The following is a 12,873-nucleotide window of genomic DNA, read 5'->3' on the forward strand; positions in this document are numbered from 1 at the left end:
TCGATCTTTCATTATAAGTCCTTTAAAATCTTTATAGAAGATATCAATCAACAATTTTCCTAAAATTCAAAATCAATCATTATTTTATTTGTAGATAATCAACTATTTTCCTTGAACATGGCTTTTGAGTTTCAAATAATTACAAAACAATAAGCTAGTAAAGATGTTAAAAATAACTATCGCCTTATAATTTTTGATATTTTTTAGGAAAAGATGCAACTTCTGCATTTCGAGATAAAAAAACGTCTGAATATAAAGTTCAGACGTTTTTTTATTATGTGATGTTATATTTAAATTATTCAGCAACGGCGCCGGTTGTCATATTTGTCAACATAGCCTTAGCCACTTCGTTATTACTAGACTTACGCTGCTCATCTACAATCAAATCATCACGAACGGCAGCAATACGACGGATTTGAGAAATCGTACCACCCGTACCTGCTGGAATAAGACGACCGACAATAACGTTCTCTTTAAGTCCTTGCAAAGTATCAATTTTACCAGAAACTGCTGCTTCAGTAAGAACACGTGTTGTTTCCTGAAACGATGCCGCCGAAATGAAAGAAGGCGTTTGAAGAGAAGCTTTTGTAATTCCAAGAAGAATGGGATTACCAGATGCAGGTTTCTTCCCTTCTGCAATCAAATTATCATTGATTTCATCAAGTTCAATACGATCAACATTATCACCTGAAATATAACCAGAATCTCCAGATTCAGTAATTTCAACTTTTTGCAACATTTGACGAACAATCACTTCAATGTGCTTGTCATTAATAAGAACTCCCTGCAAACGATAAACCTCCTGAATCTCATTAACAAGATAAGATGCCAAAGCTTCAACCCCCTTAATCGCCAATATATCATGAGGTGCTGGATTACCATCAAGGATATAATCTCCCTTTTCAATTTGATCACCTTCTTGGAAGTGAAACAACTTACCTTTTGGAATCAAATATTCTACTGCCTCAAGAGTTTCATCATTTGGTTCAATAATGATACGACGTTTATTCTTATAACCACGGCCGAATCGAATCGTGCCACTTACTTCAGCAATAATCGCATGATCCTTTGGACGACGCGCTTCAAAAAGCTCAGCCACACGTGGTAAACCACCCGTAATATCTTTCGTCTTGGCACTTTCCATCGGCAAACGAGCAATAACATCACCAGCCTTAACATGAGCACCAAGCTCAACAGAAAGAATAGTTTCCACTGACATCATATAACGGGCTTCACCTCCCTTATACAATTTAGCAATGGATTCACCTTCTTTATCTGCGTGGATAATAATGGCTGGTTTAAGATCCGCACCACGTGGATTAGCGCGCCAATCAATCACCAAACGCTTCGTAATACCCGTAGATTCATCAGCTGTTTCAGTGACAGATAAACCATCAATCATATCTTCAAAACCCACATAGCCTTCAACTTCCGTTAAAATTGGACGTGTGTAAGGATCCCATTCTGCTATACGTTGGCCACGTTTAACCACATCACCATCATCAACAAAAATATGGGCACCATAGCTAACACGGTGTACAACGCGCTCTTTTCCTAACTCATCCTTGATAAGGATAGCCATATTACGCCCCATAACAACCAAATGGCCTTCAGAGTTACGAACCACATTACGATTACGAATCTCCACCTTACCTTCATAAGATGCCTCTAAATACGATGAATCAACAACCTGCGCAGTCCCTCCTAAGTGGAAAGTACGCATAGTAAGCTGTGTTCCCGGCTCACCAATGGATTGAGCAGCAATAACACCAACGGCTTCTCCCTGATTAACAGGTGTTCCACGCGCCAAATCACGACCATAGCATTTTGCACAAACACCAAGACGTGTTTCACATGTTAAAGCAGAACGAATTTGAACAGATTGAATTCCAGCTTCTTCAATCTTCGCGACATCAGCTTCCTCAATCATCGCTCCACCTTCAAGGATAACCTCTCCAGAGACAGGATGTAGAATATCAACAAGCGCTGTACGACCAAGAATCCTTTGCCCAAGTGAGGCAACAATTTGTCCTGCATCAACAATTGGCTGCATGGTAAGCCCTTTCGCGGTACCACAATCAACTGCCGAAATAATAGCATCCTGTGCAACATCAACAAGACGCCGTGTTAAATAACCAGAGTTCGCCGTCTTTAACGCAGTATCAGCAAGTCCTTTACGTGCACCATGCGTGGAATTGAAGTATTCATTAACAGTTAGACCTTCTTTAAAATTTGAAATAATGGGGGTTTCAATAATTTCACCCGATGGTTTTGCCATTAATCCACGCATACCAGCCAATTGTCTCATCTGGTTAGCAGAACCACGTGCTCCAGAATGCGACATCATATAGATCGAATTCATCGGCCGTTGACGACCTGTTTTAGGATCAAAATCGACGGCTTGAATACGTTTCATCATTTCATCTGCAACGCGATCTGTACATTTACCCCAAGCATCTACAACCTTATTGTATTTTTCACCTTGTGTAATCAAACCATCATTATATTGCTGTTCGTACTCCTTAGCCAAAGCTTCTGTCTCTGCAACTAAACGCGACTTACTATCAGGAATAACCATATCATCCTTACCGAATGAAATTCCTGCACGACAAGCATAAGAAAAGCCAAGCTGCATAATACGGTCACAAAAAATAACCGTCTCTTTTTGTCCACAGTGCCGATAAACATGATCAATCATTTTAGAAATGTTCTTTTTCGTCATTTCTTGATTGACAATATCAAATGAGATATCCGAATTCCTTGGCAAAAGCTCACCGATAATCAAACGACCAGGTGTTGTATCATAAAGTTTAGAAACTTCTTTTCCATCCTTCCCCATATTCTTAACACGGCCTTTAATCTTCGTATGAAGCGTTACAACCTTATTTTCCAAGGCATAATGAAGCTCACCTATGTCAGAAAAAGCCATTCCTTCACCTGGTTCTTTTTCAGAAACAATTGAAAGATAATAAAGACCAAGAACCATATCCTGTGAGGGAACAATAATTGGGGCACCATTGGCCGGATGAAGAATATTATTGGTAGACATCATCAAAACACGGGCTTCAAGCTGTGCCTCAAGAGAAAGCGGAACGTGAACCGCCATCTGATCTCCATCAAAATCCGCATTAAAAGCAGTACACACCAGTGGATGAAGTTGAATAGCTTTGCCTTCAATTAAGATAGGTTCAAAAGCCTGAATCCCCAAACGGTGCAATGTTGGCGCACGGTTGAGTAAAACAGGGTGTTCACGAATAACCTCATCCAAGATATCCCAAACTTCCGGATGTTCTTTTTCAACAAGCTTCTTTGCCTGCTTTACCGTTGATGAATAGCCTTTTGCATCAAGCCGCGCATAAATAAAAGGCTTAAACAATTCAAGAGCCATTTTTTTCGGAAGACCGCATTGATGCAATTTTAATTCAGGTCCCGTCACGATAACAGAACGCCCTGAGTAATCAACACGCTTCCCAAGTAAGTTCTGACGAAAACGTCCTTGCTTGCCCTTCAACATATCTGATAGAGACTTGAGAGGACGTTTATTGGCTCCAGTAATCACACGCCCACGCCGTCCATTATCAAACAATGCATCAACAGCTTCTTGTACCATACGCTTTTCATTGCGCACGATAATTCCAGGAGCACGCAATTCAATCAGCCGTTTCAAGCGGTTATTACGATTAATAACACGCCGATAAAGATCATTCAGATCTGATGTCGCAAAACGCCCACCATCAAGCGGAACCAATGGACGCAAATCCGGTGGAATAACCGGAATTGTTTTCATAATCATCCACTCTGGCTTATTTCCAGATTCAAGAAAATTTTCAACGATTTTAAGCCGTTTAATCAGTTTTTTCTGCTTTAACTCTGAAGTTGTTTCAGCTAATTCGAGACGCAAATCATTGGCGATTTTATTTAACTCCATACCAGCTAAAAGCTCGTAAATAGCTTCAGCGCCAATCATAGCTGTAAACTGATCTTCTCCAAACTCATCAATAGCAAGCATATATTCTTCTTCAGAAAGAAGCTGATGGAGCTTAAGAGATGTCAACCCTGGTTCGGTTACAATATAATTCTCAAAATAAAGAACCCGCTCAATATCTTTTAAAGTTAAATCTAAAAGTGTAGAAATACGACCTGGTAATGATTTAAGAAACCATATATGCGCAACAGGTGCCGCAAGTTCAATATGCCCCATACGCTCACGACGCACGCGCGAAAGAGTAACCTCTACACCGCATTTTTCACAAATAATGCCCTTATACTTCATGCGTTTATATTTGCCACATAGACATTCATAGTCTTTAATAGGGCCAAATATACGTGCACAAAAAAGACCATCACGCTCTGGTTTAAAAGTCCTATAATTAATAGTCTCAGGCTTCTTAATCTCACCATAAGACCAGGACAAAATTTTCTCAGGACTCGCAATAGAAATACGAATAGAGTCAAATGTCTGCGCTGGCGCTTGAGGATTGAAAAGATTCATGACCTCGTGGTTCATGCTGTTCTCCTTCAAAGATTCTTAGAACCTGTTGTAATATCTCATTTATTTTATAACAGATCTTCTTTAAAATACATTTACTTTTAAAAATGACCTATATAACCTTAATAAGGTTATTGAGCCTCTTAAAGTAATCAAAGCGCAGCCTTTTTCTACTGCGCTCTTTGAATTATTATTCTGCTGTATCAGACAATGCCCGCTGTGCAATAAATTCACGCGCATCATCAAGCTCCACATTAAGAGCAAGTGAGCGCATTTCTTTTACCAACACATTAAAGCTTTCGGGTATACCCGCCTCAAATGTATCATCACCACGCACAATTGCCTCATAGACTTTCGTTCGACCGGCCACGTCATCAGATTTTACTGTTAGCATCTCCTGCAAAGTGTATGCAGCACCATAAGCTTCAAGTGCCCAAACCTCCATTTCACCAAAACGCTGACCACCAAACTGTGCCTTACCTCCTAATGGCTGCTGCGTAACAAGTGAATAGGGACCAATAGAACGTGCATGAATCTTATCATCAACAAGGTGATGCAATTTCAACATGTAAATATATCCTACCGTTACTCGACGATCAAAAGGTTCTCCAGTACGACCATCATAAAGCGTAACTTGCCCTGAACTATCTAAGCCTGCGTCCTCTAGCATCATGTTAATATCAGACTCATGTGCTCCATCAAAAACAGGCGTCGCAATTGAAACCCCTTTCTTCATCTGTAATGCCAATTTGTAAAGGCTTTCATTATCATACTGACGGACTGGTTCATTTTGATTATCATCAGGCATAAGATTTTCAATACGCTGACGCAACGGCAATATATCCCCAGTCTCTTGATACAATTCTAACAAATCACCAATCTTCTTGCCCATCCCCGCACATGCCCAACCAAGATGCGTCTCAAGAATTTGTCCAACATTCATACGACTAGGCACACCAAGTGGATTCAAAACGATATCAGCATGGGTCCCATCTTCAAGAAATGGCATATCTTCTACGGGAAGAATACGTGAAACAACACCCTTATTCCCGTGACGTCCCGCCATCTTATCACCTGGTTGGATTTTCCGCTTCACAGCCACAAAAACCTTCACCATTTTCATGACACCAGGAGGCATTTCATCACCTCTTTGGACCTTTTCAACTTTATCCATAAAGCGACGTTGTAATGCTTCTTTTGATTCATCATATTGCTTGCGCAAAGTTTCAATTTCATTTTGAAGCTTCTCATCCTCAACAGCAAATTGCCACCACTGGGATCGTGGATAATGCCCCATTACTGTACTATCAAGCTTTTTACTGCCCGAAAAGCCTTTCGGACCTTCTACAGCAACTTTACCTGTCAACATATCGGTAAGGCGCGCATAAACATTGCGATCAAGAATAGACTGTTCATCATCACGGTCTTTTGCTAAACGCTCAATTTCTTCACGCTCAATTGCCATCGCACGTTCATCTTTTTCCACGCCATGGCGATTAAAAACGCGAACTTCAACAACAGTACCAAAAGTTCCAGGAGGCATACGCATAGAAGTATCACGAACATCGGATGCCTTTTCCCCAAAAATTGCACGCAGAAGCTTTTCTTCTGGCGTCATGGGACTTTCACCTTTTGGGGTAATCTTTCCAACTAAAATATCACCTGGTTGAACTTCAGCACCAATATAAATAATGCCAGCTTCATCAAGATTTCTTAACGCTTCTTCCGCAACATTAGGAATGTCGCGCGTAATTTCCTCAGGCCCAAGTTTTGTATCGCGTGCTGCAACTTCAAATTCCTCAATATGAATTGAAGTAAAAACATCATCAGCAACAATGCGCTCGGATAACAAAATAGAATCTTCATAATTGTATCCATTCCAAGGCATAAAGGCTACGAGAACATTCCGCCCAAGAGCTAAATCACCAAGATCCGTGGATGGACCATCTGCAATGATATCACCTTTCTCTATCCTATCACCAACATGTACAAGAGGACGCTGATTAATACAAGTGGACTGATTAGAACGCTGAAATTTCTGTAGGCGGTAAATATCAACCCCTGATTTTGAAGGATCTAAATCTTCTGTTGCACGGATAACAATACGGGTAGCATCGACTTGATCAACAACACCACTACGTTTTGCACTCACAGCAGCTCCTGAATCGCGTGCAACAATGGCCTCCATTCCTGTCCCAACAAATGGCGCTTCGGCGCGGACAAGAGGAACTGCCTGACGCTGCATGTTCGATCCCATAAGCGCACGATTCGCATCATCATTTTCCAAAAAAGGAATAAGCGCTGCTGCAACTGAAACCAATTGTTTTGGTGAAACATCCATCAAATCAACATGATCACGCGGCGCCATTAAAACTTCACCAGCATGACGGCAAACAACAAACTCTTCTGTAAAACGACCTTCACTATCTAATGAAGAATTAGCTTGAGCAACATAATGCTTTGCTTCTTCCATCGCTGAAAGATAAATAACTTCTTTTGTGACTTTTCCATCAACAATTTTTCGATATGGGCTTTCAATAAAGCCATATTTGTTAACTCGCGCAAATGTTGCTAAGGAGTTAATGAGACCAATATTGGGGCCTTCTGGTGTTTCAATCGGACAAATACGACCATAATGCGTAGGATGTACGTCACGAACTTCAAAACCCGCCCGTTCACGAGTCAAGCCACCTGGACCAAGAGCAGAAAGACGGCGCTTATGGGTAATCTCCGACAATGGATTAGTTTGATCCATAAACTGCGACAATTGTGAAGACCCAAAAAACTCACGAACTGCAGCAGCAGCAGGCTTTGCATTGATCAAATCCTGTGGCATAACTGTATCAATTTCAACCGATGACATGCGCTCTTTTATCGCACGCTCCATACGAAGAAGACCAATGCGATATTGATTTTCCATCAATTCTCCAACGGAACGAACGCGACGGTTGCCAAGATTATCAATATCATCAATTTCGCCACGACCATCACGCAATTCAACCAACATCTTAACAACAGCAAGAATATCCTCTTGGCGTAAAATGCGAACTGTGTCTGGACAATCAAGATCCATACGCAAATTCATCTTAACACGCCCAACGGCTGAAAGATCATAACGCTCTGGATCAAAAAACAATGAATGGAACATTGCTTCTGCTGTATCGATTGTTGGGGGCTCACCTGGACGCATCACTCGGTAAATATCAAATAACGCATCCTGTCGACTTTCATTTTTATCCACCTTTAAAGTATTGCGGATATAAGCGCCAATATTCATATGATCAATATCAAGGATATTGATTTGATCAGCACTAACATCAAGCAAAATTTTTAATACTTTTTCGTCAATTTCATCACCAGCTTCAAGGTAAATTTCACCTGTTTCGTAATTGACGATATCTTCGGCTAGATAACAACCTAATAAATCATCTTCACTAACTTTAACCGCTTTAAGTCCTTTTTCTGCCAAAGACTTCGCAGTACGAACTGTTAATTTTTTACCAGCCTCCGCGACGACTTCACCACTATCTGCATCTATAAGGTCAGAAATGAGCTTCATTCCTTTAAAGCGATCAACAGAATAAGGAACTCGCCATCCTTCTCCATCACGCTCATAAGTCACTTTATCATAAAACGTCGATAAAATATCCGACGCATCCATACCTAGTGCCATCAAAAGACTAGTAACAGGAATCTTGCGCCGCCGATCAATACGCGCATAAATAATGTCCTTAGCATCAAACTCAATATCAAGCCAAGAACCACGATACGGAATAACACGAGCAGCAAAAAGAAGCTTTCCTGATGAATGGGACTTTCCTTTATCATGGTCAAAAAAGACACCAGGAGAACGATGCATCTGCGAAACAATAACACGTTCCGTACCATTAACAATAAAGGTACCATTCGTCGTCATTAAAGGCATATCGCCCATATAAACGCCTTGCTCTTTAATGTCTTTGATATCTTTGGAGCCGGTATCCTCATCAACATCAAAAACAATCAAACGTAATATGACCTTTAATGGGGCAGCATAAGTTAAATCACGTTGACGGCACTCTTCAACATCAAATTTCGGTAAATCAAATTCATAACCAACAAACTCAAGCATAGCTGTACCGGAAAAATCTGAAATAGGAAAAACCGATTTAAAAACAGCTTGCAAACCTTCATCTGGTCGTCCACCTTTCGGTTCCTCAACCATGAGAAACTGATCGTATGACGCTTTTTGAACCTCAATAAGATTCGGCATTTCTGCTACTTCAGGAATCTTACCAAAAAATTTACGTACGCGCTTACGACCATTGAATTGAGACATCATTGCGTGAGTCTGAGCCATCGTCGCTCCTTGATCTTTACTCTTCAAGGTAGACCAACCTTGAAAGCCTTATATCATTAACCTGCATATGCAGACCAGTTCACTTGACACTCAACAATGAGCATCATTAACTTTCCCCACCAACATAAGCCATTTTTATCTCTTGACTCTATGATGAAGGGATGGGTAGTGTAAACCTATCCCATTACTGTTACAAAACCGTTGGGAAAAGGTTTTTTACTCATTATTTTCCCTCTTTGTATTGAGAGAAAGAAAATCGGCGAACATAAATGCCCGCCGATAAAATTAAATTTACTTAAGTTCCACTTTAGCACCAGCAGCTTCAAGTTGAGATTTAATTTTTTCTGCTTCTTCTTTAGAAGCACCCTCTTTAATAGGCTTAGGTGCCCCTTCAACCAGATCTTTAGCTTCTTTAAGACCAAGTCCAGTAAGAGCACGAACTTCCTTAATAACATTAATTTTTTGCGCACCACCTTCAACAAGAATAACATCAAATTCTGTTTTTTCTTCAGCAGCTGGAGCAGCAGCACCAGCAACAGCAGCGACAGCTACAGGAGCAGCAGCCGAAACTCCCCACTTTTCTTCAAGTAACTTAGAAAGCTCAGCGGCTTCCAAAAGGGTTAGATTAGAAAGGTCTTCTACGATCTTCTCTAGATCAGCCATTTTTAAATTCCTTCAATTAAAAGATTTGAACCATTATTAAATTTTATCCAAAAAAACAGAACAGCCTTAAGCCGCCTTATCCTCCTGAGCATATGCGCCAATGACACGTGCAACCTGACTAGCTGGGGCATTAACAACCTGTGCAATACGGGTCGCAGGGGTAGAAATCATACCCACAAGTTTTGCACGCAACTCGTTTAATGAAGGCAATGAAGCCAATGACTTCACAGCATCTACAGTTAAACTTGTTGCCCCCATTGAACCGCCAAGGATGACAAATTTGTCATTGCTTTTCGCAAAATCAACAGCAACTTTCGGTGCTGTGATCGGATCTTCTGAATAAGCAATAAGTGTCTGTCCAGTAAACAAACCCACTATCGATTCAGATTCCGTGCCCTGAAGAGCGATTTTAGCAAGACGGTTTTTGGCGACTTTAACGGCACCGCCAGCTTCACCCATTTTCGAACGTAGATCATTCATCTGTGAAACTGTCAGACCGGAATAATGTGCAACAACAACAGAACCAGACTTCCGAAAAGCCTCGTTAAGCCATGTAACAAATTCGCGTTTTTCCGCTCTATTCACTGTCTCTCTCCATTTAACAGATTTGCTTAAAACAAACCTATTGGTTACCTTTGATAACATAAAATACTTCATGTCACCGATGAGGATCCTGTCCCCTTTTTCACGCACAGCGTTCAAAGGCAACCTTGGCTCAAACCCTTTAAGTCTTTTAACTCTCAGTTTTTACCCCAGTCTCATGCAGGTTTTTTTGATTAAGATACTTAAAAGCATCACCTACAATCTCGGACAGGATATTCCGGAATTTCTCCCGGCATAACCTAAGCTCTATAAAGCTTAGATAGCTAAATGCTGATCAAAACCAGCATTTTAAATACAATTTTGATATTCACATACCCAAAAACAAAATTATAAATCAGCTTATACTAACTCTGAACGAACTGTTGCTGGATCAACTTTAATACCAATTCCCATAGTCGAAGAAACAGCAACGCGCTTAATATACTCACCTTTTGCACCTTGCGGTTTGGCTTTAATAACTGCACTTGCAAAGGCCTTTATATTTTCTACAATTTTTTCAACACCAAAAGAAGCCTTACCAATACCAGCATGCACAATACCAGCTTTTTCCACACGAAACTCAACAGCACCACCTTTAGAAGCTTTGACAGCACCGACAACATCAAGTGTTACAGTACCAACTTTCGGATTCGGCATCAAACTCCGCGGACCAAGAATCTTACCAAGACGACCAACAAGAGGCATCATGTCTGGTGTTGCAATACAACGATCGAAGTCTATAGTCCCTCCATTAATGCTTTCAAACAAATCTTCAGCCCCTACAATATCAGCTCCTGCCGCCTTAGCTTCCTCAGCCTTATCCCCACGAGCAAAAACGGCAACACGAATATTTCTCCCTGTTCCATTAGGCAAATGAGCAACTCCTCGAACCATTTGATCAGCATGACGAGGATCAACACCCAAGTTCATTGAAATTTCGATTGTTTCATCAAACTTAGCAACTGCACGCTCCTTAACCATTGAAACGGCATCTTTCAAAGCGTAAAGTTCATTAAAATCAATATCTTTTCGGATATTTTTTATTCTTTTTGCTACTTTTGCCATAATATTACCCCACCACTTCCAAGCCCATCGAGCGAGCAGAACCTTCAACCATACGCATTGCTGCCTCAATGTCATTCGCATTAAGATCTTGCATCTTTGATTCCGCAATCGAACGAATTTTATCACGAGAAATGCTTCCTACAGACACTTTACCAGGCTCTTTTGAACCAGATTTCAGGTTTGCCTCCTTCTTTAAAAAGAATGATACAGGAGGCGTCTTGAGAGAAAATGTGAAAGATTTATCTTGGTAATACGTAATAACCACTGGAATCGGTGCTCCCTTTTCCATTTCTTGTGTAGCTGCATTAAACGCCTTACAAAATTCCATGATATTAATACCGCGCTGCCCAAGAGCTGGACCAATCGGTGGAGATGGAGTAGCAGCTCCTGCAGGAACCTGCAACTTAAGCTGACCTATACTTTTTTTTGCCATAACAATCTGCCTTTAATTTCACTGGTATACTGACAATTTATCTTGCCCGCTACCCGCTGCAGTCACGTGGTTCGGATCATTAAGCCGACAAAAGCCATAAATCACCTCCCACTCCTTCCTTAAAGTAATTCAAACTACTCTAAGTTTAATCAGAGTTTTTCAACCTGACCAAATTCCAAATCAACAGGCGTAGGACGCCCAAAAATAAGCACTTCAACCTTAAGACGAGAGCGCTCTTCTTCAACCTCTTGAACAATTCCATTAAACGAAACAAAAGGACCATCAGCAACGCGAACTTGCTCTCCAACCTCAAACAATACAGAAGACTTTGGAGACTCAACCCTTTCTTGAACTTGTTTGAGAATTTGCTCAACCTCTCGATCAGAAATGGGAACAGGACGCGCATCCGACCCTAAAAAACCTGTCACTTTAGGCGTATTCTTAATAAGATGATAAACTTCATCTGTTAACTCAGCACGAACAAGAACATAACCAGGAAAAAATTTTCGCTCAGCATCAACTTTTCGCCCACGACGAACCTCTACAACACGCTCTGTTGGAACAAAAATCTTTTCAAAAAGATGATCAAGTCCTTTTTGCTTTGCCTCCTTATCAATAGCTTCCGCTACTTTCTTTTCAAAATTTGAATATGCCTGAACAATATACCAACGAGCTGCCACAGTCACACTTCCTTACATTCTCAACTAAAAAGATATTTCAGAAGATCAATAACCCGCCAAACACCAAAATGCATAACCTGATCCACAATAAAAAAGAAAGCTGAAGCCAACGCAGTTACCAACAAAACCATAACAGTAGAAATAACCGTCTCACGACGTGTAGGCCATTTCACTTTAATTGTTTCTGCATAAACCTGCTTCAAAAAGGTAATCGGATTGGTTTTAGATGCCATCGTCACACTATACTCTCTCTAGCCCTATTGTGTTTTATAAAAAAATAAACAGAAAAAAATGCAAAAGCCAACTTTCGACTTATGCAATTTCCTTACTTCCTATTCAATACCGTTTCATACACAAAAAAACAAGCCCTATATCAAAAAAAGCGAAAAAGGCAGCAAAACCCACTCCCTTATATGAAAAATTCTATTCCCCTTTGGCAGGGGCAGCAGGACTTGAACCCGCGACCTGCGGTTTTGGAGACCGCCGCTCTACCAACTGAGCTATACCCCTAACTCTCAAAACTAAAACACTTTTAACATCCCTTTAACAAGCATTATTTATTCAATGATCTTAGAGACGATACCGGCACCAACAGTACGACCACCTTCACGAATAGCAAAAC

General features: G+C 40.7%; 8 protein-coding genes, 1 tRNA gene and 1 pseudogene. All 10 read right to left on the reverse strand.

Going from position 1 to position 12,873, the window contains the following annotated elements; genetic code table 11:
* Positions 1-295 precede the first annotated feature (295 nt).
* Positions 296-4,507, reverse strand: a complete 4,212-nt coding sequence (gene rpoC, locus ACFIJP_RS06035; protein ID WP_375626284.1) for a DNA-directed RNA polymerase subunit beta' — start codon at positions 4,505-4,507, stop codon at positions 296-298.
* Between the two features lie 172 nt (positions 4,508-4,679).
* Positions 4,680-8,828 (reverse strand): DNA-directed RNA polymerase subunit beta, encoded by a 4,149-nt coding sequence (gene rpoB / locus ACFIJP_RS06040; RefSeq protein WP_375626286.1) that lies wholly within the window; start codon positions 8,826-8,828, stop codon positions 4,680-4,682.
* 291 nt (positions 8,829-9,119) lie between these two features.
* On the reverse strand, positions 9,120-9,491 hold the full coding sequence (gene rplL / locus ACFIJP_RS06045; RefSeq protein WP_012755028.1) for a 50S ribosomal protein L7/L12: 372 nt from the start codon (positions 9,489-9,491) through the stop codon (positions 9,120-9,122).
* Positions 9,492-9,557: 66 nt separating this feature from the next.
* Positions 9,558-10,076 carry a 50S ribosomal protein L10 gene (gene rplJ / locus ACFIJP_RS06050; protein ID WP_375626288.1) on the reverse strand — a complete coding sequence of 173 codons (519 nt, stop codon included), beginning with the start codon at positions 10,074-10,076 and terminating at the stop codon, positions 9,558-9,560.
* 357 nt (positions 10,077-10,433) lie between these two features.
* Positions 10,434-11,138 carry a 50S ribosomal protein L1 gene (gene rplA, locus ACFIJP_RS06055; protein ID WP_375626290.1) on the reverse strand — a complete coding sequence of 235 codons (705 nt, stop codon included), beginning with the start codon at positions 11,136-11,138 and terminating at the stop codon, positions 10,434-10,436.
* 4 nt (positions 11,139-11,142) lie between these two features.
* Entirely contained in the window at positions 11,143-11,571 is a 429-nt protein-coding gene (gene rplK, locus ACFIJP_RS06060; RefSeq protein WP_375626292.1) for a 50S ribosomal protein L11, read from the reverse strand.
* 149 nt (positions 11,572-11,720) lie between these two features.
* Positions 11,721-12,251 carry a transcription termination/antitermination protein NusG gene (gene nusG, locus ACFIJP_RS06065; protein WP_012755024.1) on the reverse strand — a complete coding sequence of 177 codons (531 nt, stop codon included), beginning with the start codon at positions 12,249-12,251 and terminating at the stop codon, positions 11,721-11,723.
* A gap of 20 nt (positions 12,252-12,271) precedes the next feature.
* Positions 12,272-12,484 carry a preprotein translocase subunit SecE gene (secE, locus tag ACFIJP_RS06070; RefSeq protein WP_012755023.1) on the reverse strand — a complete coding sequence of 71 codons (213 nt, stop codon included), beginning with the start codon at positions 12,482-12,484 and terminating at the stop codon, positions 12,272-12,274.
* 201 nt (positions 12,485-12,685) lie between these two features.
* Positions 12,686-12,761: transfer RNA gene (locus ACFIJP_RS06075), tRNA-Trp, on the reverse strand.
* 47 nt (positions 12,762-12,808) lie between these two features.
* A pseudogene (locus ACFIJP_RS06080) lies at positions 12,809-12,873 on the reverse strand (elongation factor Tu); the annotation flags it as partial.

This window comes from Bartonella sp. MU37NMGALS, from assembly GCF_042194015.1.
Classification (GTDB): Bacteria; Pseudomonadota; Alphaproteobacteria; order Rhizobiales; family Rhizobiaceae; genus Bartonella; species Bartonella grahamii.

What these genes read in the sequence shown, in the direction of transcription:
- rpoC (WP_375626284.1), bottom strand. Translation starts at nt 4,507, where the DNA reads ATGAACCACGAGGTCATGAATCTTTTCAATCCTCAAGCGCCAGCGCAG.
- rpoB (WP_375626286.1), bottom strand. Translation starts at nt 8,828, where the DNA reads ATGGCTCAGACTCACGCAATGATGTCTCAATTCAATGGTCGTAAGCGC.
- rplL (WP_012755028.1), bottom strand. Translation starts at nt 9,491, where the DNA reads ATGGCTGATCTAGAGAAGATCGTAGAAGACCTTTCTAATCTAACCCTT.
- rplA (WP_375626290.1), bottom strand. Translation starts at nt 11,138, where the DNA reads ATGGCAAAAGTAGCAAAAAGAATAAAAAATATCCGAAAAGATATTGAT.
- rplK (WP_375626292.1), bottom strand. Translation starts at nt 11,571, where the DNA reads ATGGCAAAAAAAAGTATAGGTCAGCTTAAGTTGCAGGTTCCTGCAGGA.
- secE (WP_012755023.1), bottom strand. Translation starts at nt 12,484, where the DNA reads ATGGCATCTAAAACCAATCCGATTACCTTTTTGAAGCAGGTTTATGCA.